This is a genomic window from Pseudomonas paraeruginosa PA7 (genome assembly GCF_000017205.1).
Lineage (GTDB): Bacteria > Pseudomonadota > Gammaproteobacteria > Pseudomonadales > Pseudomonadaceae > Pseudomonas > Pseudomonas paraeruginosa.
On sequence record NC_009656.1, the window covers coordinates 4,624,813 to 4,648,333 of the forward strand.

Annotated in this window: 29 protein-coding genes and 2 pseudogenes; 26 read left to right on the forward strand and 5 right to left on the reverse strand. The window is 60.1% G+C overall.

The window, feature by feature from the left end:
* Positions 1-216: 216 nt before the first annotated feature.
* Positions 217-471, reverse strand: coding sequence for a hypothetical protein (locus PSPA7_RS21345; RefSeq protein WP_003099808.1), 255 nt, complete (start codon positions 469-471; stop codon positions 217-219).
* Between the two features lie 41 nt (positions 472-512).
* Here PSPA7_RS21345 and PSPA7_RS32730 point away from each other — a divergent pair.
* A pseudogene (locus tag PSPA7_RS32730) lies at positions 513-686 on the forward strand (DUF159 family protein); the annotation flags it as partial.
* Between the two features lie 425 nt (positions 687-1,111).
* Here the strand turns inward: PSPA7_RS32730 and PSPA7_RS21350 are convergent.
* Positions 1,112-1,309 (reverse strand): hypothetical protein, encoded by a 198-nt coding sequence (locus PSPA7_RS21350; RefSeq protein ID WP_003099811.1) that lies wholly within the window; start codon positions 1,307-1,309, stop codon positions 1,112-1,114.
* 217 nt (positions 1,310-1,526) lie between these two features.
* Between PSPA7_RS21350 and PSPA7_RS21355 the strand changes: the two genes are divergently transcribed.
* The 10 genes from PSPA7_RS21355 to PSPA7_RS32525 all read left to right on the forward strand — a co-directional run bounded on the left by PSPA7_RS21355 (position 1,527) and on the right by PSPA7_RS32525 (position 10,775).
* Entirely contained in the window at positions 1,527-2,219 is a 693-nt protein-coding gene (locus PSPA7_RS21355) for a hypothetical protein (RefSeq protein ID WP_003123350.1), read from the forward strand.
* A 10-nt stretch (positions 2,220-2,229) separates the two neighbouring features.
* Positions 2,230-2,982, forward strand: a complete 753-nt coding sequence (locus PSPA7_RS21360; protein ID WP_003121010.1) for a TIGR03759 family integrating conjugative element protein — start codon at positions 2,230-2,232, stop codon at positions 2,980-2,982.
* The gene (locus PSPA7_RS21365) at positions 2,967-3,548 is read left to right on the forward strand and encodes a hypothetical protein (RefSeq protein WP_003121011.1); all 582 of its coding nucleotides are present in this window, start codon (positions 2,967-2,969) and stop codon (positions 3,546-3,548) included. The genes PSPA7_RS21360 and PSPA7_RS21365 overlap by 16 nt, the downstream gene beginning before the upstream one ends.
* Entirely contained in the window at positions 3,545-4,045 is a 501-nt protein-coding gene (locus PSPA7_RS21370) for an integrating conjugative element protein (RefSeq protein ID WP_012076862.1), read from the forward strand. Before PSPA7_RS21365 ends, PSPA7_RS21370 begins: the two co-directional genes overlap by 4 nt.
* Positions 4,046-4,053: 8 nt before the next feature.
* Positions 4,054-4,323, forward strand: a complete 270-nt coding sequence (locus PSPA7_RS21375; protein WP_012076863.1) for a hypothetical protein — start codon at positions 4,054-4,056, stop codon at positions 4,321-4,323.
* Between the two features lie 3 nt (positions 4,324-4,326).
* On the forward strand, positions 4,327-6,558 hold the full coding sequence (gene traD / locus PSPA7_RS21380) for a type IV conjugative transfer system coupling protein TraD (protein ID WP_012076864.1): 2,232 nt from the start codon (positions 4,327-4,329) through the stop codon (positions 6,556-6,558).
* Positions 6,558-7,304 (forward strand): TIGR03747 family integrating conjugative element membrane protein, encoded by a 747-nt coding sequence (locus PSPA7_RS21385; protein WP_009316301.1) that lies wholly within the window; start codon positions 6,558-6,560, stop codon positions 7,302-7,304. The genes traD and PSPA7_RS21385 overlap by 1 nt, the downstream gene beginning before the upstream one ends.
* Positions 7,305-7,321: 17 nt before the next feature.
* Positions 7,322-7,813, forward strand: a complete 492-nt coding sequence (locus PSPA7_RS21390) for a hypothetical protein (RefSeq protein WP_023980742.1) — start codon at positions 7,322-7,324, stop codon at positions 7,811-7,813.
* A gap of 240 nt (positions 7,814-8,053) precedes the next feature.
* Positions 8,054-9,535, forward strand: coding sequence for a UvrD-helicase domain-containing protein (locus tag PSPA7_RS21395; protein ID WP_012076865.1), 1,482 nt, complete (start codon positions 8,054-8,056; stop codon positions 9,533-9,535).
* Between the two features lie 130 nt (positions 9,536-9,665).
* Positions 9,666-10,775 carry a hypothetical protein gene (locus tag PSPA7_RS32525; protein ID WP_012076866.1) on the forward strand — a complete coding sequence of 370 codons (1,110 nt, stop codon included), beginning with the start codon at positions 9,666-9,668 and terminating at the stop codon, positions 10,773-10,775.
* Between the two features lie 44 nt (positions 10,776-10,819).
* On the opposite strand, the gene PSPA7_RS31430 is transcribed toward PSPA7_RS32525, so the two are convergent.
* Positions 10,820-11,131: a DUF2845 domain-containing protein gene (locus PSPA7_RS31430; RefSeq protein ID WP_003117074.1), complete on the reverse strand. Its 312-nt coding sequence runs from the start codon at positions 11,129-11,131 to the stop codon at positions 10,820-10,822.
* Positions 11,132-11,303: 172 nt separating this feature from the next.
* On the opposite strand from PSPA7_RS31430, the gene PSPA7_RS21410 reads away from it, so the two are divergent.
* The 12 genes from PSPA7_RS21410 (at position 11,304) to PSPA7_RS21465 (ending at position 20,380) form a co-directional block, all read left to right on the forward strand.
* A complete protein-coding gene (locus PSPA7_RS21410) occupies positions 11,304-11,603 on the forward strand; it encodes a hypothetical protein (RefSeq protein ID WP_012076867.1) in 300 nt (99 codons plus the stop codon).
* A gap of 93 nt (positions 11,604-11,696) precedes the next feature.
* Positions 11,697-12,035: an integrative conjugative element protein, RAQPRD family gene (locus PSPA7_RS21415; protein ID WP_012076868.1), complete on the forward strand. Its 339-nt coding sequence runs from the start codon at positions 11,697-11,699 to the stop codon at positions 12,033-12,035.
* Positions 12,032-12,271 carry a TIGR03758 family integrating conjugative element protein gene (locus tag PSPA7_RS21420; protein ID WP_012076869.1) on the forward strand — a complete coding sequence of 80 codons (240 nt, stop codon included), beginning with the start codon at positions 12,032-12,034 and terminating at the stop codon, positions 12,269-12,271. Before PSPA7_RS21415 ends, PSPA7_RS21420 begins: the two co-directional genes overlap by 4 nt.
* 17 nt (positions 12,272-12,288) lie before the next feature.
* Positions 12,289-12,645, forward strand: a complete 357-nt coding sequence (locus tag PSPA7_RS21425) for a TIGR03745 family integrating conjugative element membrane protein (RefSeq protein WP_012076870.1) — start codon at positions 12,289-12,291, stop codon at positions 12,643-12,645.
* 10 nt (positions 12,646-12,655) lie between these two features.
* Positions 12,656-13,042, forward strand: a complete 387-nt coding sequence (locus tag PSPA7_RS21430) for a TIGR03750 family conjugal transfer protein (protein WP_012076871.1) — start codon at positions 12,656-12,658, stop codon at positions 13,040-13,042.
* The gene (locus PSPA7_RS21435) at positions 13,039-13,698 is read left to right on the forward strand and encodes a PFL_4703 family integrating conjugative element protein (protein WP_003156959.1); all 660 of its coding nucleotides are present in this window, start codon (positions 13,039-13,041) and stop codon (positions 13,696-13,698) included. Before PSPA7_RS21430 ends, PSPA7_RS21435 begins: the two co-directional genes overlap by 4 nt.
* A complete protein-coding gene (locus tag PSPA7_RS21440; RefSeq protein ID WP_012076872.1) occupies positions 13,695-14,579 on the forward strand; it encodes a TIGR03749 family integrating conjugative element protein in 885 nt (294 codons plus the stop codon). Before PSPA7_RS21435 ends, PSPA7_RS21440 begins: the two co-directional genes overlap by 4 nt.
* Positions 14,563-16,068 carry a TIGR03752 family integrating conjugative element protein gene (locus PSPA7_RS21445; protein WP_012076873.1) on the forward strand — a complete coding sequence of 502 codons (1,506 nt, stop codon included), beginning with the start codon at positions 14,563-14,565 and terminating at the stop codon, positions 16,066-16,068. The genes PSPA7_RS21440 and PSPA7_RS21445 overlap by 17 nt, the downstream gene beginning before the upstream one ends.
* Positions 16,046-16,489 (forward strand): TIGR03751 family conjugal transfer lipoprotein, encoded by a 444-nt coding sequence (locus PSPA7_RS21450; RefSeq protein WP_012076874.1) that lies wholly within the window; start codon positions 16,046-16,048, stop codon positions 16,487-16,489. Before PSPA7_RS21445 ends, PSPA7_RS21450 begins: the two co-directional genes overlap by 23 nt.
* Positions 16,490-16,635: 146 nt before the next feature.
* On the forward strand, positions 16,636-19,440 hold the full coding sequence (locus tag PSPA7_RS21455; protein WP_025297860.1) for a conjugative transfer ATPase: 2,805 nt from the start codon (positions 16,636-16,638) through the stop codon (positions 19,438-19,440).
* On the forward strand, positions 19,437-19,721 hold the full coding sequence (locus PSPA7_RS21460; RefSeq protein ID WP_003086159.1) for a hypothetical protein: 285 nt from the start codon (positions 19,437-19,439) through the stop codon (positions 19,719-19,721). The genes PSPA7_RS21455 and PSPA7_RS21460 overlap by 4 nt, the downstream gene beginning before the upstream one ends.
* Complete coding sequence (locus PSPA7_RS21465; protein ID WP_023082678.1) at positions 19,718-20,380, forward strand: DsbA family protein; 663 nt, start codon at positions 19,718-19,720, stop codon at positions 20,378-20,380. The genes PSPA7_RS21460 and PSPA7_RS21465 overlap by 4 nt, the downstream gene beginning before the upstream one ends.
* A gap of 45 nt (positions 20,381-20,425) precedes the next feature.
* Here the strand turns inward: PSPA7_RS21465 and PSPA7_RS32180 are convergent, their stop codons facing one another.
* The gene (locus tag PSPA7_RS32180; protein WP_023082679.1) at positions 20,426-21,268 is read right to left on the reverse strand and encodes a hypothetical protein; all 843 of its coding nucleotides are present in this window, start codon (positions 21,266-21,268) and stop codon (positions 20,426-20,428) included.
* A gap of 84 nt (positions 21,269-21,352) precedes the next feature.
* On the opposite strand from PSPA7_RS32180, the pseudogene PSPA7_RS21470 reads away from it, so the two are divergent.
* A pseudogene (locus tag PSPA7_RS21470) lies at positions 21,353-21,722 on the forward strand (DsbA family protein); the annotation flags it as partial.
* On the opposite strand, the gene PSPA7_RS21475 reads toward PSPA7_RS21470, so the two are convergent.
* Positions 21,719-21,937, reverse strand: coding sequence for a hypothetical protein (locus PSPA7_RS21475; RefSeq protein WP_003108468.1), 219 nt, complete (start codon positions 21,935-21,937; stop codon positions 21,719-21,721). The pseudogene PSPA7_RS21470 and the gene PSPA7_RS21475 sit on opposite strands and share 4 nt — an antisense overlap.
* A 208-nt stretch (positions 21,938-22,145) precedes the next feature.
* Here PSPA7_RS21475 and PSPA7_RS21480 point away from each other — a divergent pair, with 208 nt between their 5' ends.
* Both PSPA7_RS21480 and PSPA7_RS21485 read left to right on the forward strand, forming a co-directional pair.
* The gene (locus PSPA7_RS21480; protein ID WP_079262199.1) at positions 22,146-22,577 is read left to right on the forward strand and encodes a TIGR03757 family integrating conjugative element protein; all 432 of its coding nucleotides are present in this window, start codon (positions 22,146-22,148) and stop codon (positions 22,575-22,577) included.
* A complete protein-coding gene (locus PSPA7_RS21485; protein ID WP_012076879.1) occupies positions 22,577-23,515 on the forward strand; it encodes a TIGR03756 family integrating conjugative element protein in 939 nt (312 codons plus the stop codon). Before PSPA7_RS21480 ends, PSPA7_RS21485 begins: the two co-directional genes overlap by 1 nt.
* The last annotated feature ends 6 nt before the right edge of the window (positions 23,516-23,521 follow it).

The window sequence follows — 23,521 nt, forward strand, 5'->3', positions numbered from 1 at the left end:
CTTTGCCGCCCAGCGCTGGACTGCCTCAATGTCAGTGTCGTATTCGATGGGGAATTCAATGTCTATTTGTCTCGTATGCCTGTTGGAAAGCCCCTTCCCCTGGCGCACGGACATGAAATGGACGTGGTATCGCGGCATGGCCCTTTTCTCTCCTACCTAGTGACCGTTTTATATTCAGCGAATAGATCGCCAGCAAACTCACGTCGCTTCCCTCAATCAGTTTGCCGCTGCTGGCGATGGTATGCGCCGGTATTTTTCGGCCTCGTCCAGCTGTTTGGCCAGGAGCATAACATCGGCCTCATACTCTGCGATTACCTTGTCACGCACGGCCACCGGGCCGAACCACAAGATAGCGAACGTGAAAATACAACCCAGGACGAAGGCCGGCATTGCGACCATGAAAACCCAAGCCTGGCGGCTTGGCTCTTGGTTCTTATTTTCCGTGAGCCTGGGGTAGAACTGCTTAGTCATGAGCATTTTCCTCGGTAATCAGACCTTTGCCAACTCGCCCTCCAGAACTCGCAAATGAGTGGGTCGATGAGGCAACCACGCCCGAACGGGCAGAGCAGATGGTACTGCAGGAAAGTGAGGCTCCAGAAGTGTTCACCTGGTATCGCGTCGACCGCGCGGTCGGCAATGTTCGCAATCAAGGGGTACACCTCATAGAGCCTCAGCGGACCGGGTAGGCTTAGTTCAACTATCGGCTGCCAGGAATTGCAGGAGGAAGTATCTGGCGATGAATCGGGGCGTTATCCTTCCCCTGTCGCCAGCGACGAAGGTCCTCGCTCACCCAATCATTCAGTGAGGCCGCGGACAAGGTTCCCCCATTCTTCAGGTAATATGCAACCTCCGCCATAGCTTGGTGATAGCCGCGCCGGTAAGTACCCTCTATTTGTGAATCGGCAGGACCAATATCTGAGCCTGGCCCCAACTTACCATTAACCATCCTCTCGAGAAGACTGTTTTCACCACTCATAATAACCCCCTATGGTTATAAATCAGTTTTACAAGCTTGATACAACCAAGGAACCTTAACCATTTTTCTCAATGTTCTTCAAGTGCATCAAGGGAGCAATTCGTCATAGCTTAATTCCTAGGAATAGCCTTTCAGTCAACCTATAGGCAACTGGCCGAGCACCAAAAGCGTGCTCAGTGCATGGTAGCGAGCCAGGTATTCGCTCCATGCCTCATCGACGTGCGCGCTCTCAATCCCTGCCTCCCTCTTGCGATAAAAAGCAGCCACGGCGGCCAGTTCCTGGCGCGCTATATCGATGATGGTTTGTTCGAGCTGGGGAAGGTCTGTATTCATGGCCTAGGGCTTCCTCGAAGCAGTGTTAACCAGAAATGACGCAGCCTGGATGCGTGTGAAGGGCACCCAGAGTCGACTGATCTTCGCATAGCGAATCAGGCCCGGCGATTCGCCAGAATCCTATCCAAAAAAATCCCACCCCCACTCACCGAGTATTTCCTACTGCCTCAATGGGGGCAGTCTGAGAGGGTGTCTCTGGCTTCGCGCGAGGACACTCATGAAACGCCCATCCCCTGCATCAATGATTCTTGGCCTCTGCTTGACAGCAATGGCCGGCCTGCTGGGCTACCAGCAGTACCAACTCATTCAGCTCCGATCAGGCGTGGACAGTGCCGCGGAAAAGACCTCGCTAGAGGCGATCCTGGCGCGCTTGAATCGAGTCGACGAGCGCCTCGACGCCGTGGATGGACAGCACCTGGTCAGCAACGAGGACTTCCGCTCAGGCCAGCAGGCGCTGTCCAACCGCATTGACGCCGCGCAGGCCTTCGCCAAGCAGGCCTCCGACGCCGTCGAGAACCTGGCTCAAACCACCGCCTCGGCCGGCGATCTCCTGGTGCTCAAGGCAACAGTGGAGACGCTGGACGGTTCTGTCCGCACGCTGCAAGAGAAGCAAGCCAAGGCTCCGCCGCTGATCGTGCCTCCACCGAAGCGCGGTGCCTTCCCTGTCAAGCCCAAGCCGAAACCCAAGCCGATCGAGCCTCCGCCCTTCTCAATCCTCGGCGTGGAGTATCGCGGGGGCGAACGGTTTCTGTCGGTTGCACCTCCGGGATCCACCCAGCTCAGCCAGATCTACCTCATTCGCCAGGGCGATGCCGTCGCCGGCACGACCTGGCGCCTGACCGACCTTGACGATCGTACCGCGCACTTCGACGTCGCCGGCGCCTCGCGCAGCGTCCGCATCCAACCATAGGACCCCGCACATGAACAGAACCGTATCGCTCCTGTCCGGCCTGGTGCTGCTGAGTTATCCCGCAGTCGGTCAGGAGGCTGCGGCAAGCCGAGAGACCAGCAGCCAGCTGTCCGGTAGCCAACTCGGCACGCTGAAACAGCAGACATCTCAGAGCGACCTGGCCCAGGAGTGGGGACTGAACCAACAGGAATGGACCCGCTACCAGACGCTCATGCAAGGCCCCAGGGGCGTGTACTCGCCTGGCATTGACCCGCTGACTGCGCTGGGCATCGAGGCGCGATCGGCAGAGGAACGGCGGCGGTATGCCGATCTACAGGTCCAGGCCGAACGGCGCCGGGTCGAGAAGGAACTCGCCTACCAGCGCGCATACGACGAAGCCTTCGCCCGCGCCTATCCAGGCGAGGGGGTGATCCGCCTCACCGAAAGCAGCACGGCCAACCCGTCGGGCACCCCGAACATGAGCCCAGCGTTGCAGAGCAGCGGGCGCCTGGCCCTGTTCGTCCAGGACAATTGCACCGCCTGCATCCAGCGGGTCCGCGACCTGCAGCAGCAGAACAAGGAGTTCGACCTCTACTTCGTCGGTAGCCAGAACGACGCAGAGCGAGTGCGGCATTGGGCAATCCTCGCCGGCGTCGACCCGAAGAAGGTTCGCAGCAAGCAGATCACGCTCAATCATGACGAGGGCCGCTGGATGGCCCTGGGACTGGGCGGGGCCCTTCCCGCCCTGGTCCAGGAGGTGAACGGCCGATGGCAACGTCTGTAATCCGCGCCCTCCAACTGGCCGCCCTGCTGGTCCTGGCCAACATCGCTCAGGCCGCCGTGGATCCACCGCCGGCGTATAAGCAGATCGCCCTGCCCAAAGGGGTTCCGGCCGAGGTGCTCTACTCGGTCGCGCTGACCGAGAGCAAGGTCCTGCTGCGCGGCGAATACGTTCCCTGGCCTTGGACATTGAACGTCGCCGGGAAATCCTACTACTACGCGACCCGCACCGCCGCCTGCACCGCGCTACTCGCGGCGATCAACCTCTACGGGGCCAAGAGCGTCGATTCCGGCCTCGGCCAGGTCAACATCGGCTGGAACGGACATCGTTTCTCCAGCCCCTGCGAGTCCCTGGATCCGTACAAGAACCTGGACGCCACCTCCGACATCCTGATCGAGCAGCGGGACGCCCTGTATGCATCCGCCCCGGGAAGACCGGTGGACTGGATCCAAGTTGCCGGCCGCTACCACCGCCCCGCCGGCGGCGCGCCTGCCGCCAAATACCGTAGGACGGTATCCCGCCACCTTAGCCAAGTCCTCGGCGTCAACCTACTGGTGACCAATCCATGAAGAAGATCCTTGCCACGCTGGCATTTTGCACGGCGTTCGCGACTCAAGCCTGGGCCGCCGGGCTGATCGTTGTCGAAGACCTCGGCGGCGCCTCGGCGCTCCCCTACTACCAGGGCCTGGATCCGCAGCCATCCGCTGCCACACCAGGACCTGGCGACCTGGGTGTCCGTGGCTCAGGTGCGTTTCCAGTTCGCTCGGTACGCCTTTCGCCAGGCCAGGTTCAGGGGCGCGCCATCAACGCCCCAGGCCTGCAACCTCTGTTCCTGGTCGGCGACGACACGCTGTCTCGAACCTGGCTGAAAGAGCGAGGCGACGAGCTCCGAGGCCTCCAAGCCGTGGGCCTGGCAGTGAACGTGGCCAGCGAAGCGCGTCTGACGGAAATCCGTGCCTGGGGAAAAGGACTTCAGATATTGCCGGCGCCGGCGGACGACCTGGTCGACCGGCTAGGTCTGCGGCACTACCCCGCTCTCATCACATCCACCGCCATCCAGCAGTAGGAGTCCTCATGACTACTCACCTGATCACCCTGGTCATCAAGCAGCCGAGCGACGCTCAGGCACGCCAACTCATGTACCAGGGGTTGCTCGACCTGATCTCACGCTACGGCGGTGAGGTGGCGTCCAAGGCCTTAGAGGACGAGTCGACCCTCTGCGAGCTGCTGGAGCAGATGCTGCCTGATGATGAGGTAGAGCAAGCCAGGAAACAGGTGCTCGAACTTCATGCCAAGGGCCGCCGACCGGGCCGCCTGCAGCCGGCGGCAAGCCTGAAGGTGTAACCCATGGCTGGCCAGTACCCGCTGGAAGCGCTCTTGCGGCCTGCCGTGGAGCTCTACACCACCACCGTGTGCTTCACCGCGGCCGCGCTCTGCATCGTCGCGCCGTGGACGTTCGCCCTCACTCCGCTGTTCGGCATCGTGGCCGCACTGGGCTTCGCCTGGCTGGGTATCGTGCGGCTGAAGCAGGCCGGCGTGGTGCTCCGCTACCGGCGGAACATCCGCCGACTGCCGAAGTACACGATGACCAGTGCCGAAATGCCGGTCAGCAACGAACACTTGTTCATCGGTAAAGGATTTCGCTGGACGCAGAAGCATACGCAGCGCCTGGCAGATACCTACCTGCCCCAGTTCGCCTCCTACGTCGAGCCCTCGCCGCTCTACGAGCGCGCGCGCCGGCTGGAGAAGCAGCTTGAGTTCGCCCCCTTCCCCCTCAAGCTGGTCGCCAAAGCCACTGCCTGGGACGTGGCCTGGAACCCCGCACGGCCGCTGCCGCCCGTGGGCGGTTTGCCTCGGCTCCATGGCATCGAGCCGCGCGAACAGGACGTAGGCCTGCAACTGGGCGAGCGCGTCGGCCACACACTGGTACTCGGCACCACGCGGGTGGGTAAGACGCGACTCGCGGAGCTGTTCATCACCCAGGATATTCGCCGCACCCACTGCCGAGGCCGACGCCAGCGAGTGAAGATGGGCCGGCGGACCCAGACGGTTCACCACGGCTATCGGCGCCAGCGCGCAGAGGAGCAGCCGGACTACGAGGTGGTGATCGTCTTCGACCCGAAAGGCGACGCTGACTTGCTGAAGCGTATGTACGTGGAATGCGAACGTGCCGGCCGCCTGGACGAGTTCTACGTGTTCCACCTCGGTCATCCTGACCTGTCGGCACGCTACAACGCCGTCGGCCGGTTCGGTCGGATCTCCGAGGTCGCCACACGCGTCGCCGGCCAGCTCTCCGGCGAGGGCAACAGCGCGGCGTTCCGCGAGTTCGCCTGGCGGTTCGTCAACATCATCGCCCGCGCGCTGCACGCGCTGGGTATCCGGCCTGACTACCAGCAGATCCTCCGGCACGTCGTGAACATCGATGCGTTGTTCGTCGAATATGCGCAGAAATACATCAGCGAGCACGATCCCAGGGCCTGGGACACCATCATCCAGATCGAGGGCAAGCTCAACGACAAGAACATCCCGTTCAACATGAAAGGACGGCCCCTGCGGGTCGTAGCCATCGACCAGTACCTGACACAGAAACGCATCGCCGACCCGGTCATGGAAGGCCTGAAGAGCGCCGTGCGCTACGACAAGACCTACTTCGACAAGATCGTGGCCTCGCTGCTGCCGCTACTGGAGAAACTCACTACCGGGCGGATCTCGGAGCTTCTTTCGCCCAACTACGCGGACCTCAACGATCCGCGACCGATCTTCGACTGGATGCAGGTCATCCGCAAGCGCGCCGTGGTCTACGTCGGCCTCGACGCACTATCGGATACCGAGGTCGCCGCCGCGGTGGGCAACTCCATGTTCAGCGACCTGGTCTCGGTGGCGGGTCACATCTACAAGCATGGAGTCGATGACGGCCTGCCCGGCTCACTCGCCGGCGGCAAGGTCCGCATCAACCTGCATGCCGACGAGTTCAACGAGCTGATTGGCGACGAGTTCATCCCCATGGTCAACAAAGCGGGCGGCGCCGGTGTGCAAGTGACGGCCTACACCCAGACCATGAGCGACATCGAGGCCAAGATCGGCTCCCGCGCGAAGGCCGGTCAGATCATCGGCAACTTCAACAACCTGTTCATGCTGCGGGTGCGCGAGACCGCCACGGCCGAACTTCTGACCAACCAGCTCCCCAAAGTCCAGATCTACACCAGCACGCCAGCGAGCGGCGCCAACGACGCGATCAACAACAAGAAGGCAGCCTTCACCTCCAGCTCGCACGACCAGGTGCAGATGACCAGCGTGCCGATGCTCGAGCCGGCCCACATCGTTGGTCTGCCCAAAGGACAAGCGTTCGCGCTACTCGAGGGCGGCAATCTCTGGAAGATCCGAATGCCGCTGCCGGCGGTCGATCCCGACGAGGTGATGCCGAAAAGCCTGCAGGAGCTGGCTGCCGGTATGCGCAAGGGCCAGGCCGCAAACAGCGAGTGGTGGGAGGCACCGGGATACTCCGCCCTGCAGGATGGTCTGCCCCAGGACCTGGTCGACGATTTCCGTCACCTCGGCGCCGGTGAGGATGCCGCCTGATGGCTGAAGTCACTCAACGTGCAGAGCAGCAACAAGAGAGCCAGAAGACCCTTGTCGGCACCATCATCAGTACGCCCTTCCAATTTCTCGGCGTGATGTTCGGTTCGCTGGTCGGCGCAATCATCGTGGAGTGGGTTTGCCTGTATTTCTTCTGGCCTGACGCGGGCTGGAAGCATGCCCAGGCCATGTTCGAGTACGAACTCAGTTGGCTGTCGCAGGGGCTGCTACACAGCGTCGTCGTGCAGGAGCCAGGTCGAACCGCCACCTGGCTGGCCCAGTTGGCCTATGACTGGTTGTTCGTGAAGACCGGGATAGTCGACTGGATGACCAACATGACCACCATCGCGCAGGCAGGGCCACGGAGCCCTCTGGACGTTCGCTATCTCACCGCCCAGGGTGTCTCCACGCTGCAGAACTACGGCCTGGCCGCGCTGTACACGGTGCTGACATTCGTCGTGCGCCTGGTGATTCTGGTCATGACGATCCCGTTGTTCCTGATGGCCGCGTTCACCGGCCTGGTGGACGGCCTGGTGCGCCGGGACCTGCGCAAGTTCGGCGCCGGCCGGGAGTCCAGCTACCTCTACCACAAGGCGCGCGGCAGCATCATTCCGCTAGCGGTCGTCCCTTGGACCCTCTACCTGGCGATCCCCATCAGCATCAACCCCTTGCTCATCCTGCTGCCCTGCGCCGCGCTGCTCGGCGTAGCGGTGTGCATCACAGCATCCACCTTCAAGAAATACCTCTAGTCCTCGAGGAGACGCTCATGGCCCTACCGCTGAAACACCTCTTGCCTTCGCGCGACACGGCTCTACACGCCAGTTGGATCACGCTGACTGTCCTTGTACTGCTGCTTTCAGCGGCTGTACTCATGACGATGGGCAGGCTCAAGGAGGCCGGCACGTATTGGCAAGTTCTCGTTGAAGTCGCCCTGGTATTGCTGTCAGTCCAATGGTTGCTCACCGCAGCCTGGGTTCGAGTTGGTACTCGTCGTGGTCCATGGACCAGACAGGCCGTTTTAACTCCGCTCGCCTGGCTCAGCGTGACCTCGGTTCTATACGTCTATGCCGTGGCACAGGTGATAAATCGGTTGATTCCAACAATGGAGACGATAGTCCCCCACGCTACTACAGGGGCCGCCGAGGGTGCGGCATTTCTCACGCTATGTGCCGGATTTTCACTATGCCTGGCGACTATGACAATGGTCATTACGCACCTTTGCTACCTGTGTATTCGTCACCGGCGCACTATCGGTTGAGCACCTCGAACCAGTGAATCAACCAAGGCACAGCATGTGATCTCAACTCGCTAGATGAGAACCACGCGACAGCAAAAAGCAGAATCAAAAAGATCAACGCAAATCGCCAAATTTTCATTTCGATGCCTTCAGGGAGACGAACGACAAATGATGCCATGCCCTGACTAGCTCCACAGCCACAGCCCCCTGTTTAACCAGACACCTACCAATCTGGAAGCCCTCGTATCTCCGGAGACACCTATGCAGTGGACTCACGAACAGTCACCGATCATCCAGTCGAAGGCATCGAAGATCCTGGTGCGGGCCTTCGCCGGCACTGGCAAGACGACCACCCTGGTGGGCTTTGCCAAGGCGAACCCTACCCTGAGAATCCTCTATCTCTGCTACAACAGCTCGGTGGAGAAAGCCGCGAAGGGCAAGTTTCCCCGCAACGTAGTGTGCAAGACCGCCCACAGCCTGGCTCATGCGGTGTACGGCATCCAGTACGCCCACAAGAAGACGAAGAACCTGCGTCTGACCGATATCGCCCGCGGACTCGATACCCAAGACTGGGAGTTGGTACGTGACGTGCTGGCCACGCTGAACAACTACATGGCCAGCGCCGACGCGGAACTCGGCCGACCGCACTTCCCGCGCTTCCGCGACAAGGCGTTCCTCACCAGTGCCCAGGAACGCTTCCTCAAGCAGGGCCTGGACATGGCGCGAGTAGTCTGGAGGCGCATGGTAGATCTCCAGGACACCGGCATGCTGATGCCCCATGACGGCTACCTGAAGCTGTATCAACTGAGCAAGCCCGATTTGAGCCAGCGCTTCGACTGCATGCTCCTGGACGAGGGACAGGACATCAACCCAGTGATCGCGGACATTGCCCACTGGCAGCGCATCAGAATGGCTATCGTCGGCGATCCCCACCAGCAGCTCTACCGGTTCAGAGGCGCGGAAGATGCCCTGAACAGCGACTGGATGGTCGGCGCCGAGGAGCACTACCTGACCCAGAGCTGGCGGTTCGGCCCCGCGATTGCGCACGTGGCCAACATCATCCTCTCCTACAAGGGCGAGACACGGAAACTTCAAGGATTGGGCCCGCAGACGCTGGTGAAAAAGTCCCTCCCGGCGGACCTTCCTCACCGCACTTTCATTCACCGCACCGTTATCGGCGTCATCGAGAATGCCCTGCAGCTGGTCCGCAATCATCCGGAGCCCAAATTCCACTGGGTAGGCGGTATCGACAGTTACTCGCTGCGCGACCTGGAGGATCTGTACGCATTCAGCCGAGGCCTACGCCAAAACGTCCAGAACAAGAAACTGCTCCGTGACTACCGCGACTACACCCAGTACGTGGAGATCGCCGAGATCAGCCAGGACGGTGAGATGCTTCGCTCGATCAAGATCATATCGACCTACCCTGATCTGCCTGCGCGGATCCTTGAGCTTCGCTCACTGACCCTTGACGATGAGCTGGACGCAACAATCACCCTGACCACCGCACACAAGGCCAAGGGGCTGGAATGGGATTTCGTTTGCCTGTACGACGACTTCAACGCGGACCCGCTGTCCCCCGACACCGACCCAGGCAAGCGCGACGATGAGTTGAACCTGATCTACGTCGCAGTGACCCGAGCGATGAAGATCCTCGCCATCAACAGCTTGGTGCTGTCGATCATGCAGCGGTACGTGGACGACAGACAACTGAAGGAGCAGATAGCTATCTGTAAAAAATGACTCAAAAAATGATATTGGTCACAGCGAATGCCTGATATTGACATAAGGCAAAGAGATTTGTAACCAACTCATTCAGCCTAGGAAGTACTCACACCAAGACTTTAACGTTAGGTCACAGCGGAGCATTGAGATGAAACTTATCCTTGATTTCGACGGACGCCTTCTAAATCCAAGCAACATGCTAGAGGCCCTATCAAAAGCAGGAAAGAATACAAGCATCAGCATAAGCAACGCGCAAGCACTAAATATAGACACTCTTCTCAAGGCAACAACCGCTGCAGAAAACACAAAAAACCTCTCAACAACTTTCAACGGCGCAGAGCTGACTGCTAACAACCTTCAGCAAGTCATAAACTCAGCAGGATCACTAACCAGAGTATCCACAATAGCCGCACAAGCCATCAATATAAACACACTTCTTTCCGCAATATCTACAGCAGGCAACTCAAAGAGTTTTAGCGCAGAATTCAATGGAGCCCAACTCAGCAGCGACAACCTACTTAGAGCAGTAAATGCGGCAGGAACAAACACTAGCATAAGCGTCAACACCGCACAAGCGGCAAATATAACCGCCCTTCTTCAGACTATTCATGCAGCAGGTAACACAAAAACATTCAGCGCAGAGTTCAACGGCGCTCAACTTACTTCAAACAACATTCAACAAGCTTTAGACGCCGCAGGAACCCGAACATCCATTAGCGTCAACACTGCTCAGGCGGTTAATATAAGCACCCTGCTAGCCCTCATCAATTCTGCCAAAGACACGAAAAAATTTAGCGCCGACTTCAATGGTGCACAACTAACAGCAGACAACCTTCAGCAAGCGATCAGCGCTGCGGCCTCGGGAACCAGTATCAGCGTCAACACCGCTCAAGCGGCGAATATATCCACCCTTTTACAGGCCATCAACATCGCGGGCAACACTAAAAGATTCAGCGCCAACTTTAATGGTGCCCAACTCACTTCAAACAACATCCAGCAGGCGCTCCGAGCGGCAGGATCAAACACATCAATCAGCATGAACTCCGCACAATCCGCCAACCAAAGCACTCTACTTGAACTTCTAGACATAGCAAGTTCCAGCAAGCAATTCCAAGCCAATTACAACGGCGGCATGTCTAATCCGAGCAACCTACAACAGATAGTTTCTCGTGCAGGCGCTAGTACAACCGTGTTTATTTCCGACGCACAAGGCCTACCAATCGCAAATATCCTTACCCTTATATCATCTGCCGGATGAGACTTATAGCCGTGGATGAAAAACACACCATCCACGGCTATACCCTAGTCCATACTGCCTTTTATCTGAACTAGCCTTCCATCGACAAACCTAAGCTTCTGGTACCAACCATTCCTTGGTCCGTATACCCAGTTTTCGACAGTAGCAGCCCCCCGCACTATATAGCCACTACCATCCACTGCGGGCCCTTCAACTTTACGGCTATCAGGGTTGCCGCACTTCCTAAGCACATCATCAATCAAGTCACCCTCACTAACAATTGCCGACCCGCATCGTAATGTAGCGGCAGCCACCCCATAACTGTCCAACATAGCAGCCATGGCTAGCAAAACTCCAATAGAGATGTTTCTAAGCATCAGCCGTCTCCCTTAGAAATATATATGAAATATACACCCAGACGTCCATACGTGTCTCTAAACCCGCCAACCACCAGAAATTCACTGGTGCTAGGCCTAGTATTTTCGGTTGAGGCCCTCCTCCTGCTCTTGAAACCGTGCGGTTCGACCCGAACCGCTCCAGGAGCACGTCATGAAGCAGACCTTCGAATACCATGTCGAGAACATCGATATTCCCTACAAAACTCTCACCAAGGGCGTCGCGATGTTCAAACACAAAGAAGAGACCTTGGAACCCGACGACCACGCCTTGCTCAACCCTCTGCGCTGGGCCGAGGTCGTGCGTCTGGGCCGGGAAGGCTGGGAGCTGGTGAGCGTTCAGCCACTCATGCGGGGCGTAACCGAGATCGGCAATCAAAACGCCCAGGGCTGGGCCTGGGGCATCGCTCTGCCCGTCAGCTACCTGCTGTTTTTCAAGCGCGCAACCTCATAAAAAAATACCCCGGACCCGCGCCGAGTATTTCTTGCGGAATGGAATCAGGGCGATCGGCAAGCTGATCGCACCCTGATCTGCAAGAGATTCGCCGTGAACACTCCACATCAACCCCTTCGCCGAACCTGCCTGGCCGTATTGGCCTGCGGTGCGCTGGTCGCACAGGGAGCCTTCGCAGCGAGCGCCTCCGAGCAGGCGAACCTGGCGGTGATGATCCGGCAGCTCAATGCCCTTGAGGACACCGCCCGCCGCAGTGCCCAGGGCGCCGATGAGCCCGGACAGCGCTTCTACTTCGACTACTCGCGCCTGGCCGCTGACCTGCAGCGCATCCGCCAAGGCCTGCAGGACTACATGACCCCCAGCCGCGCCCAACCGCGTGACCCTTCAGACCTATCTGGGAATTACACCCTGCGCGGAGGGCCGATGCCGTGAGCATGAGCGGAGCCCAGACATCAGCGTTCCAGGCCGCCGCTGGCTTTCCTCCATCGGCCGGCGAGGGGCTGTTCATTGGAGCAGCGATGACCTTCCTTCTGCTGTGGTCCGCCTGGGCGATGTACAGCACCTGGCGCGGCTGGGCCACCAACAACCTCGACAGCGCCACTGCCGGCGCTTCCGCGATACGGATCTTGGTCCTCCTCGGCATCACCTCCTTCATCCTCCTCAGCTGACCCATACGGAGACACTCATGCTGAAATTCACCCTCCAGAAACTGTCCACCCTCTGCCGGCGCCTGGCAGCCATCTCTTTGGCATTCCCAGGTGTCGCCTTGGCTGCACTCCCCAAACCCGAGGCACCTACCCGTGGGGAGGGCTCGGGGATCATGCAAACCATCCAGAACTTCGGCTATGACGGAGCAATGCTCCTCGCGCTACTCATCTGCGTGGCTGTCTTTCTGGGAGTCTCCTGGCATACCTACGGCACCTATCACGCCATCCATGATGGGAAGAAGAAGTGGTCGGATCTCGGGGCAGGCGTGGCCGTAGGCATCGGCCTGCTGATCTTGATCATTTATCTCGTCACCAAAGCCACCACCATCATGTAAGGGCCTTCCCATGCCCGAAGAACATCTGTTTCAGGATGGGACCCTCAGCTTCCTGCCGACCCGTTTGAACCGGCAACCGGTGGTCATCGGCGGCCTGACCGCAGACGAAATGTGGATCACGGTCTTCACCAGCGGAGCAGCCGGGTTCGCTCTTGGCATTCCAGCTGCCTTGGTCGTAGGTAACGCTGCCTGCATTCCACTGGGCGCGCTGCTGGTTGGCGCCCTCGGCCTGGGTATCGGCAGCCGCGTCCTGCGGCGGATGAAGCGGGGGCGGCCTGACACCTGGTTCTATCGCCAGGTGGAGCTGGCCCTCTCGCTGCGCTTTCCCGTCTTCGGCAACCGTCACCTGGTGACGCGCTCCGGCGCCTGGACCAGTCGACGCACGGAGTCCCCATGAGTTTCAGAAAACACACCGCGCAACAGCAGGCTCACATCAACACGTTCCGGTTCATCACCGGCTTCTTGTGCATGGTCATCGTGGTGCTGGCCTACTGCGTCTGGGAAGCCCGCAAGGACCTCTGGATCCACATTCCGCCCGACTTGCGTTCAGGGAGCACCCGGTTGTGGTGGGACATTCCGCCGGAGAGTGTCTATGCATTCGGCCTCTACATCTTCCAGCAGGTACAGCGTTGGCCCAAGGACGGCGAGGTGGACTACAAGGGAAACCTGTTCCGCTACGCCGCCTACCTCACTCCCTCCTGCAAAGTCTTCCTGGAGAAAGACTTCGAGTTTCGTCGTAACGCCGGCGAGCTCAGGGGGCGCGAGCGCACCACCTCGGAAATCCCCGGTCGGGGCATTGGCGAGAGCGATGGCCGCGTGATCCAGCACTCGATCAATGACTGGACCGTCAACCTGGACATGGACAGCACGGAGTATTACGCCGGCGAGAAGATCAAGCGGGCGCTGGCCCGCTACCCGTTGCACGTCATCCGCGCCGACGTCGACCCGGAGACCAATCCCTTCGGCCTGCAGTGGGACTGCTACTCCGACACGCCTCAACGTATCGAACTCGAGGAGCCGGCCGCCCCCACCAAGCGGGAGGGAGGTCTATGATCCGGAAGTCGACAGGCTCGCTCTTGCTAATGCTTGCCCTACCCACACTGGCCCACGCGGTGGAGATTCTGCGCTGGGAGCGCATTCCGTTGGCCATTCCATTGACGGTCGGCCAGGAACGCATTGTCTTTGTCGACAGAAACGTGCGAGTTGGCGTTCCTCGGGATCTGCAGGGCAAGCTGCGCGTCCAGAGTACCGGCGGCGCACTCTACCTGCTCGCCAACGAGCCGATTCCTCCAGCGCGCCTGCGCCTGCAGGACGCGACCAATGGCGAGCAGATGCTCATCGATATCGCCGCCTCCGAGGCAGCGGCCGATCAACAGCCGCGCGAGCCGGTCAGGATCGTCGCCGGCGAGCCCGTGGCTCCGCACTATGGCCAGCCCCGGGAAGCCCAGCCATCGGCAGCAGCGAAACAGACCGCGCAGGCAGAAGCACCGAAGGCCGTGCCGCGCGAAACGCCCGTCCCCGTGGTTCTGACGCGCTATGCGGCGCAGATGCTCTATGCCCCACTTCGCACGGTGGAACCGGTGGATGGAGTCGGTCAGGTGCGCGTCAAGCGACAGCTCGACCTGAATACCCTGCTCCCCAGTCTGCCCATCACGGCTACCGCCTTGGGCGCCTGGCGGCTGGACGACTACTACGTCACGGCGGTGAAGCTGCAGAACGCCAGCGCCCAGCACCTGGCCCTGGATCCCAGGGACCTGATGGGCAATTTCATCGCCGCAACCTTCCAGCACCCGTACTTGGGACCCCGGGGCGACGCTTCCGACACCACCACCGTGTATCTGGTGACGCGCGGCCGCGGCCTTGCCGACGCGCTCCTGCCCTCCGCCATCAGCCAGATCGATCCCAAAGGAGGCCGTCGTGGCGCTGACCGGTAATCCCCTCCTGAAATTGCTGGTCATCCCCGTCGTGATCGGCGCCATCCTGATCGGCGTGAGCATGATGGGCAAGAAGGAAAGCGCGCAATCACAAGGCGCCGCAACCCCGACGGTAACGTCGGAAGAAGCGGCAACCCTGGGCATCGACGGCGACACACCCGCCGACACACTACGCACCATCGTGGCGGAAAGCCGGCAGCTCAAGGACCAGATCAGCAAGGTCATCCAGGAGAATGACTCGCTCAAAGCTGCCAATGAGAACCTGCAGGGCCGCCTGCGCAGCATCGATCAGAACATCGAGCAGAAGCTCAACAACACCGCCCAGGAGCTGCAGCAACAGCAGGAGAACCGTAGCCAGACGATCCTGGACCAGGTACAGAAACGGCTCGAGAACCTAACCCACGTTCCCGAGGCCGGCGACACCGACCTGCCCGTAGGATTCGGCGTGCGACCAGAGGATGGCCAGCACTTTCAGGGAGCGGGCTCGTCTTCATCGGACATCGTCTGGATCGAGCCCCAGGACGCCCGCGCAGTCGATGCCAATGGCCAGCCGCTGGCCGCCGGCTCCACCACCCAACCGAGCGGATTCAGCTTCCCGACCTCCTTCGGCAATGCGGTCGATCGCGGCCAGAACGCGCTGGAGCGGATCGATGACGGGCTGCACCCCGTCGGCCAACAGCGATCCGACCTCGAGAACCGCAAGCTCGTCCGCAAGACCTACACGCTGCCGCAGAACTCGACGCTCATGGGCTCGGTGGCCATGTCTGCGCTGATCGGTCGTGTGCCGGTCGACGGGACGGTCAATGATCCTTACCCGTTCAAAATCCTCATAGGCCCGGACAACCTCACCGCCAACGGCATCGAGCTGCCGGACGTCGCCGGCGCGGTAGCCAGCGGGACCGCCTCGGGCGACTGGACACTCTCCTGCGTGCGTGGGCAGATCCGCAGCCTCACGTTCGTGTTCAACGACGGGACCGTGCGCACCTTCCCGGCGCCGGCCGAGGAGGTGAATGACAACCAGAGCAACAACAACCAGACCGCCAGCGCCGACCAGAAAACCATCCAGGGCGGCCTCGGCTGGATCAGCGACCCCTACGGCATCCCCTGCATCGCCGGTGATCGCCGATCCAATGCCAAGGAGTACCTGGGCAATCAGAGCCTACTCACGGCTGCCGGGGCCGGCATCGCCAAGCTCCTGGACGCCGACGAGAACAACACCAGTACCGTCTTCAGCGGCAACGGCACCAGCTTCGGGACGACCGGAACCAACAGCAACTCGGCCCTCAACAGCATCCTCTCCGGCGGCGTCGGCGATATCCGGCAGTGGATGAACAAGTTGTACGGGGAGGCCTTCGCCGCCGTCTACGTGCAGCCAGGTGCGCGGGTCGCCGTGCATCTCGATCAGCAACTGGCGATCGACTATGAACTCAAGGGCCGCAAGGTCGATTACAGCTCTGGAGCCGCTCATGCAACAGCAGACTTGGACTAACCCCCTTCTTCGTCTCTGCGCCGGCCTGGCCTGCGCGCTGGTTCTGGCAGCGTGCTCCACCAGCAAGGAGGAGATGCTGCCCCACGGCGAGGCCAACATGCTCGACGTCTGGGAGCGAGGTGCGACCAGCTCGATAGGCAACAGCCGTGGCCGGCTGCTCCTCGATGCCAGGCAAACGCTGCGGCGCCCAATCGATCCGCAGCAGGCTGCCTCCGCGAATGACCAGGCCGACTACACCCGCACGGCCAGCAACGAGATCCACAGCCAGTTCAAACGACTGCCCAATCCCGACCTGGTCATGTATGTGTTCCCGCACCTGGCCGGCAGCGATCCCGCCCCGGTCCCGGGCTACACCACCGTGTTCCCCTTCTACCAGCGAGTCCAGTACGCCATGCCGGGCGAGCGCACGGAGGCCTACTGATGGAATTGCTTCAATTTTTTCGCCGCCGCGCCCAAGGACATGACGCGGCTATTCAGGAAGGGCAGAACACCGCTCCACAAGAAGCCAAAGTCCAAGACGCACTACGGGAAGAAGCCACCGAGCGCTATCTGGCGCGACTGGCCGCCATGGGTATTCCTCTGCCCAACACCGGGAGCAAGAATGGCGCCACGCAGGCTGAAGCGTCACGCCTCTACGATCACGACCCATCGTTCGTCGACCTGCTGCCCTGGGCTGAGTACCTGCCCGACGAACAGGTGATGCTCCTGGAAGATGGGCGTTCGCGTGCCGTCTTCTTCGAGCTGGTGCCCTTGGGCACCGAGGGCCGCGACCCCAATTGGATGCAGAACGCCCGGGACGCATTGAAAGAAGCCCTGCAGAACTCCTTCGACGAGCACGAAACCTCGCCCTGGATCGTCCAGTTCTACGCCCAGGACGAGATCAGCTGGGACAATTTCCAGGAGCAGTTGAGGCAGTACGTCCATCCTCGAGCGCGAGGATCGGCCTTCAGCGAGATGTACCTGGCGCTCATGAAGCATCACCTGGAGGGCATTTCGAAGCCGGGCGGACTGTTCGTCGACACCGCCGTCAGCAAGCTGCCCTGGCGAGGACAACAGCGGCGCGTGCGGATGGTCGTCTACCGCCGGATCCGCAAGGCGGATGCGCAGATTCGCGGACAGGACCCGACGGCATATCTGAAATCCATCTGCGAGCGTATCCAAGGCGGCCTGGCGAACGCCGGCATCGTCGCTTCGCGCATGAGCGGCCAGGACGTCAGGAACTGGTTGATTCGCTGGTTCAACCCGCACCCGGATCACCTCGGCAAGACCGATGCGGATCTACGTCGCTTCTACGAACTGGTATGCCGGCCGGACGAACCGATCCTGCAGGACGAGTTGCCGCTGGCCGACGGCACCGACTTCTCCCAGAACCTGTTCTATCGGCAGCCTGTTTCCGATGCCACCCAGGGCGTATGGCTCTTCGATGCCATGCCGCACCGTGTGATCGTGGTCGACCAGTTGAACAAGGCGCCGCTGACAGGCCACTTCACTGGCGAGACGCTCAAAGGCGATGGCCTGAACGCCCTGTTCGATCGCATGCCCGAGGACACGCTGCTGTGTATCACCATGGTGGTGACGCCGCAGGACATGCTGGAAGGGCATCTGCAGCAGCTCTCGAAAAAGGCCGTTGGTGACACCCAGGCCTCGATCCACACCCGCGAGGACGTGGCCACCGTTCGCCGCCTGATCGGCCGGGAGCACAAGCTCTATCGCGGTTCGATCGCTCTGTTCGTGCGCGGCCGCGACCATACCCAGCTGGAGGAGCGCTGCATCACCCTGAGCAACGTGCTGCTCGGCGCCGGCCTTGTGCCGGTCGAACCGCAGAACGAAGTCGGACCGCTGAACAGCTACCTGCGCTGGCTGCCCTGCAATTTCGATCCGAACGAGAAGCGAGCCCTGGAGTGGTACACCCAGATGATGTTCGCGCAGCACATCGCCAACCTGTCGCCCATCTGGGGGCGCACCACCGGTACCGGGCACCCTGGCTTCACGCTGTTCAACCGTGGCGGTGCGCCGTTGACCTTCGACCCGTTCAACAAGCTGGACCGGCAGATGAATGCCCACGGCTTCATCTTCGGGCCAACCGGGTCCGGCAAGTCAGCGTCCCTGACCAACCTCATCAGCCAGATGCTCGCCATGTACCTGCCACGGATGTTCGTCGCGGAAGCGGGCAACAGTTTCGGCCTGCTGGCCGACTTCGCCAAGCGGTTTGGCCTCTCGGTCCACCGGGTCCGCCTCGCCCCGGGCTCCGGGGTCAGCCTGGCGCCGTACGCGGACGCCATCAAGCTGGTCGAGAGTCCCGACCAGGTGAAGGTCCTGGATGCCGAAGACATCGAGGCCTCGGACTCGGTCCAGGGCAGCAAGGCCGACCTCGAGGACGACCAGCGAGACATCCTGGGCGAGATGGAGATCGTCGCCCGCCTGATGATCACCGGCGGCGAGGAAAAGGAAGACGCGCGCCTGACCCGTGCCGATCGCAGCGCCATCCGCCAGGCGATTCTGGCGGCGGCCAGGACCTGCGCCGCCGCGAACCGCACGGTGCTGACCCAGGATGTGCGCGATGCGCTCTACCAGGCCTCCAGGAGCGATGGCTCCGCGCCAGAACGCCGCGCGCGCCTGGCCGAAATGGCGGAAGCCATGCAGATGTTCTGCATGGGTGCCGACGGCGAGATGTTCAATCGCGAAGGCACGCCCTGGCCTGAAGCCGACCTCACCGTGGTGGATTTCGCGACTTACGCGCGCGAAGGCTACGCCGCCCAGCTCGGGATCGCCTACATCTCGCTGCTGAACACCGTGAACAACATCGCCGAACGCGACCAGTTCAAGGGCCGGCCCATCGTCAAGATCACCGATGAGGGGCACATCATCACCAAGCACCCGCTGCTGCTGCCCTACGCCATGAAGATCACCAAGATGTGGCGGAAACTGGGCGCCTGGTTCTGGCTCGCCACCCAGAACATCGACGACATCCCAGCCTCCGGGGCGCCGATGCTTAACATGATCGAGTGGTGGCTGTGCCTGAACATGCCCCCCGACGAGGTAGAGAAGATCTCCAGGTTCCGCGAGCTGTCGCCGGCGCAGAAGTCGATGATGCTCTCGGCCCGCAAGGAAAGCGGCAAATTCACCGAGGGCGTGCTCCTGGCCAAGGGCAAGGAGTACCTCTTCCGTGTGGTTCCCCCGAGTCTCTACTTAGCCCTGGCCATGACCGAAAACGAAGAAAAGAACCAGCGCTACAACATCATGCAAGCCACCGGCTGCGACGAGCTCGAGGCGGCCTTGCAGGTCGCAGCGGATCTCGACAAGGCGCGCGGCCTGCCACCCTTCCCCATTATTTTCCCAGACCAACCGGCAGTGGAGTGCCAGGACGAATGAGAGCTCTGAATTCGCTGACCCAGAACCTGATCGACAACCTGACCCAGATCCTGCAGAACCCCGAAGAAGATGCCCTGCAAACGCTCAGGATATGCGCTCCTGTACTGATCGAGGAGCTGCAGCAGATACAACTGAGGGCGGTCGATCGCCGAGACATAGTCCCGCAGATAAAGCAGCTCCTGGATGAATGGCTGCAACAGCATCCACAGCCTGATACGGCCCAACAGGCGCTCATCGAGGCCGTGGACCGCGCGGAAATCCTACAGCGGAGGCAAGCGTGAGACTCTTGAAGGGCGGCTGGGCAGCGAAACGATTTCAAGGTCCTGCCCTGCCCTGGGCGGGGCTGCTGCTGGTCTTGCTGGCTGCATCCGCCGTAGCGGTAGAGCTTCTGGTGAAGGGGCTGCCAGCCAACCACAGCCTCTACGGCGATGCGAAAGCGCGCTGGACGATCAATGAATACGCCGACCTGGAGTGCCCCTTCTGCAAGGTCTACACCCCGCGGCTCAAGCGCTGGGTAGACAGCCATCCGGACGTGAACCTGGTTTGGCGCCATCTTCCCCTGCAGATGCATGGCGAGGCGGCCCGCCACCAGGCTCGCCTGGTGGAGTGCGCAGGGATCCAAGGCGGCGCCAAAGCCTTCTGGAGCGCTATCGATGCGATCTTCGCTCAGTCGGCCGGCAACGGGGGCGGGCTGCCTGGCGGCACATTGGACTTTCCTGAATTGGACCAGTCTCGACTGGAGAAATGTGCAAAAGACAACGAGCTGGTTGACTCATCCATCAAGTCGGACATCGACATTGCACGGTCGAAGGGCATTACAGCGACCCCTAGCCTGATTATCCAAGACAACCAGACGAAACGAAGCGTGAAGCTGGAGGGCATGGCCGACGAAACCACCTTGCTGTCGGCGATAGACTGGTTGATCCATAGTGGAGATTAACTCACTGTCAAACTCGTCCCTCAACTATAACTACTCAAGAGTTATCTATGCGACTCCACCGACAGAGTGCTCAAGATACAGCTTAGCGAGAAAATTTTGCATTTCCTCTATACTCAATGGCTCACCGTCAGACACAAAAACATTTGTGTGCAATAACGAAAGTTCCTTACTTACAAAATAGTCACTTCCAACAATCTGCTTGGCCGCGTCAGCCAAGTGCTCCCTGAGCTTAGGATCATTACTAGTCAAGGCCGACTTAAGAAAGAATCCAGCAACAACTTTTCTGCCAGCACCTGAGTTATCTACAATGACCACCCCATAGAGATAAGGCAGCAGTCTATATTCATCAATATTGTACCCGCGCCGATCATTATAATCGATATCACCAGAGTTGAACTTACAATCATACACCATAATCGAGGGTTTAGTCATAATCTCCGCGGATTCCCTCATAACCCTTTCAAGAACCCCTACCCCCTGAAGCGCATTAAACGTGTAGCCAATAAAGCTGGGAACATCCTCTCTACGAATAACTACAGTTTTAAGATCCCCAGTATTCTTAAATATCAAACTAAGGACCAACCCTCCATCTAACATCCTACTAACAACATGGCTAACGACGGTATCAAGACTTGGATTCTCTAACATAGAACGAGGCATCACCCCCTCATTCCTTTTAAACTCTCTCTCCGCCTCCGGTGACTCGCTAACCCCTCCTACTTCGACTAAGTAACCTTGAAACAACGAAGCCAACTGTGCACATACCATCTCACCCATACTCACCGAAAGAGAGCTGCCATCGCTAAACTTGAGATTATAGATTAAAGCAGCAAATTGACCTTTGTAATTAATGCACCCTACAGCGGTACCAACCAGCCTCACAGTCATACAGTCCTACCCCGGCCAAAGAAAAAGTAGATATCGATACCTCACAGCAAAGAATTTGAAAACTACTATAACTGATAGTTTTTAATGCATAGCGAGTCGGCGCATTGCCAGGCTTGCCTGGCGGGGTGTGCGGGGATCAAGGCGGCACCAAAGCATTCTGCAGCGCTTGTACGCAATCTTCGCTCAGTCGGCCGGCAACGGGGGCGGGTTGCCTAGCGGCACATTAGACTTTCCTGAACTGGACCAGTCTCGACTGGAGAAATGTGCGAAAGACATGGACCTGGAGGACCAGTTGATCAAGACGGACATCGACACTGCACGGTCGAAGAGCATTACAGCGACCCCGACCCTAGTCATCCGGGACAACCAGACGGGACGAAGCGTGAAGCTAGAGGGCATCGCCGACGAAACCACGTTGCTGTCGGCGATAGACTGGCTAGCCAAGGATCACTAGCGTCGCGCCAAGAGACTCTTGGCTAAGAAATCAGCGAGGATTCCAACATCCCTCTTTTGGGCCTCCAGGATGCCCTGCACTTCACCTGGCAGAACCTCGACCTCCTCCCCATCCACAATCTTTACCATTCTCTTGCGGCCGGAGCTGGTGAGGCTAAGCCTCAACTCCATTGCCGGCCGGGCATTGATGTAAATGCTCTCGAGCAAGCGCTCCATGACTTCGACTACTCCCTAATATCAATTAGCCAGCTACATACAGGAATTATGCTACCCAGGACATGCAGGCGTCACCCCTACTTATGTACGCAGCAGCGCTCGATCACGGCTCGAAAAAATACACCACCTACGAGTTGATGATTTCCTGCTGCCCCATCGGAAGTGATCCTGTCTGCTGTCTGTACCTTCCTCGAACCGGTACAGACCCATGCCTCTTCATCACTCTCCCCCTGGCTGGCGGCCACAAACGCTGGTCGTTGGCTTACTACTGGTACTGCTGAGCGGCGCGAGCCAGGCCGAAACCTGGGTCATCACCGACAAGGCTCATCCGGTCACTGCCACCGGATCATCGCGAGTCCTGCTCCTGGATGCCCAGCAGCACCTTGAGGAGCAGCTGACTGACGCTCTACCCAAGGATCCTCAACAAGCTCAGGCAGCATTTCAGCAGTTACTACAAAGCCCTGCGGGGCGACGCCTGCAGGCAGAACTGGTTAAGGCACAACAAGACGTCGCCGATGCGTGGAGTCTCGGTGTCGAGAAGATCCCTGCCGTAGTAGTCGACAGGCAGTACGTGGTCTACGGCGAACCGGATGTTTCGCGCGCGCTTGAGCTGATCGCCAAGGCCAGGAGGTCGCGCTGATGACCAGCCACAACCTCCGCCGCCTGGCAGCGGCGGCCGCCACCTTCAGCCTCTCGTTCACGGCCTCGGCCGCGATCAACAGCGCGGCCATCGTCTCCTCCACCCTTTCCCCTCAGTGCCTCGAATACAAGGTCGTCGGGATCTGTTACTGGCTGCTATGCGGCCCGCATGGCTGCAAAGTGAAGACGTCGGTCAAGGTCCGCCACTACGTGCCTGACGCAGTCGTCTCCAGCTACGCGAATACAGGGAGCAACCCCTGGACCGAGGTGTCGGCGCTGGGTACACCGAATCCACTCGCCCAGGCCGGCAATGACGCGACCACCAACTACAAGGCCGAGAACAGCATCGGCCGCTTCAAGGAAGCGGATGTGATCGGCCATCCTGGCGGGGCCACGTTCAGCCGGTTCGCCAGCGCCTCTGGGTACGTTTGCCCTGGTGCCACCTTCCCGCTGGTGCCGTACTTCCTCAGCACACTGGACGCCATTGGCTGGCGGCATGGAATTCCCGAGCAGGTGTACCCCGAAGCGTTGGTCCCAGGGCTGCGCGAGGTGGGGGGAGTCTTCTCCGGCGACATGTGGGGGAACCTCTATCCGCGCAGCGGATTCCTGCACCAGACCGACGACTACAAGACGGCAGCCGTCATCGCCCAGCGCGCCGGCGACATCACCACGCGAGTCGGCCAACTCCACGTCTACCTTCCCATGCGCGCAGCCCCCAAGGACGGCTACTGGCCGGCGGGCGAGCTGAAAGAGGGCGATGCCTCGACCGGGAAATGGCAGGAGCTGACCCCGTCCCTGAGCCTCAACTGCGCGGTGTTTCCCAACTCAGGGCCGAAGACGCAAGCCGTCGACGGCGATTACGCCTGGGCGCTCTGGCGTCCCTACTCCTGCTGCCAGCGCAAGGGGCAGATCTTCCTCGGCAGTACCGACTTCCAATAAGGACAC

Bases quoted from the DNA above. Each gene is read 5' to 3' on its own strand.
- PSPA7_RS21360 (WP_003121010.1), top strand. From the start codon at position 2,230: ATGAACAGAACCGTATCGCTCCTGTCCGGCCTGGTGCTGCTGAGTTAT.
- PSPA7_RS21425 (WP_012076870.1), top strand. From the start codon at position 12,289: ATGCTGAAATTCACCCTCCAGAAACTGTCCACCCTCTGCCGGCGCCTG.
- PSPA7_RS31430 (WP_003117074.1), bottom strand. From the start codon at position 11,131: ATGCTTAGAAACATCTCTATTGGAGTTTTGCTAGCCATGGCTGCTATG.
- PSPA7_RS21455 (WP_025297860.1), top strand. From the start codon at position 16,636: ATGGGTATTCCTCTGCCCAACACCGGGAGCAAGAATGGCGCCACGCAG.
- PSPA7_RS21390 (WP_023980742.1), top strand. From the start codon at position 7,322: ATGGCCCTACCGCTGAAACACCTCTTGCCTTCGCGCGACACGGCTCTA.
- PSPA7_RS21370 (WP_012076862.1), top strand. From the start codon at position 3,545: ATGAAGAAGATCCTTGCCACGCTGGCATTTTGCACGGCGTTCGCGACT.
- PSPA7_RS21345 (WP_003099808.1), bottom strand. From the start codon at position 471: ATGACTAAGCAGTTCTACCCCAGGCTCACGGAAAATAAGAACCAAGAG.
- PSPA7_RS21475 (WP_003108468.1), bottom strand. From the start codon at position 21,937: ATGGAGCGCTTGCTCGAGAGCATTTACATCAATGCCCGGCCGGCAATG.
- PSPA7_RS21395 (WP_012076865.1), top strand. From the start codon at position 8,054: ATGCAGTGGACTCACGAACAGTCACCGATCATCCAGTCGAAGGCATCG.
- PSPA7_RS21435 (WP_003156959.1), top strand. From the start codon at position 13,039: ATGAGTTTCAGAAAACACACCGCGCAACAGCAGGCTCACATCAACACG.
- PSPA7_RS21350 (WP_003099811.1), bottom strand. From the start codon at position 1,309: ATGAATACAGACCTTCCCCAGCTCGAACAAACCATCATCGATATAGCG.
- PSPA7_RS21385 (WP_009316301.1), top strand. From the start codon at position 6,558: ATGGCTGAAGTCACTCAACGTGCAGAGCAGCAACAAGAGAGCCAGAAG.
- PSPA7_RS21365 (WP_003121011.1), top strand. From the start codon at position 2,967: ATGGCAACGTCTGTAATCCGCGCCCTCCAACTGGCCGCCCTGCTGGTC.
- PSPA7_RS21450 (WP_012076874.1), top strand. From the start codon at position 16,046: ATGCAACAGCAGACTTGGACTAACCCCCTTCTTCGTCTCTGCGCCGGC.
- PSPA7_RS21355 (WP_003123350.1), top strand. From the start codon at position 1,527: ATGAAACGCCCATCCCCTGCATCAATGATTCTTGGCCTCTGCTTGACA.
- PSPA7_RS21410 (WP_012076867.1), top strand. From the start codon at position 11,304: ATGAAGCAGACCTTCGAATACCATGTCGAGAACATCGATATTCCCTAC.
- PSPA7_RS21480 (WP_079262199.1), top strand. From the start codon at position 22,146: ATGCCTCTTCATCACTCTCCCCCTGGCTGGCGGCCACAAACGCTGGTC.
- PSPA7_RS21430 (WP_012076871.1), top strand. From the start codon at position 12,656: ATGCCCGAAGAACATCTGTTTCAGGATGGGACCCTCAGCTTCCTGCCG.
- PSPA7_RS21460 (WP_003086159.1), top strand. From the start codon at position 19,437: ATGAGAGCTCTGAATTCGCTGACCCAGAACCTGATCGACAACCTGACC.
- PSPA7_RS32180 (WP_023082679.1), bottom strand. From the start codon at position 21,268: ATGACTGTGAGGCTGGTTGGTACCGCTGTAGGGTGCATTAATTACAAA.
- PSPA7_RS32525 (WP_012076866.1), top strand. From the start codon at position 9,666: ATGAAACTTATCCTTGATTTCGACGGACGCCTTCTAAATCCAAGCAAC.
- PSPA7_RS21440 (WP_012076872.1), top strand. From the start codon at position 13,695: ATGATCCGGAAGTCGACAGGCTCGCTCTTGCTAATGCTTGCCCTACCC.
- PSPA7_RS21485 (WP_012076879.1), top strand. From the start codon at position 22,577: ATGACCAGCCACAACCTCCGCCGCCTGGCAGCGGCGGCCGCCACCTTC.
- PSPA7_RS21375 (WP_012076863.1), top strand. From the start codon at position 4,054: ATGACTACTCACCTGATCACCCTGGTCATCAAGCAGCCGAGCGACGCT.
- traD (WP_012076864.1), top strand. From the start codon at position 4,327: ATGGCTGGCCAGTACCCGCTGGAAGCGCTCTTGCGGCCTGCCGTGGAG.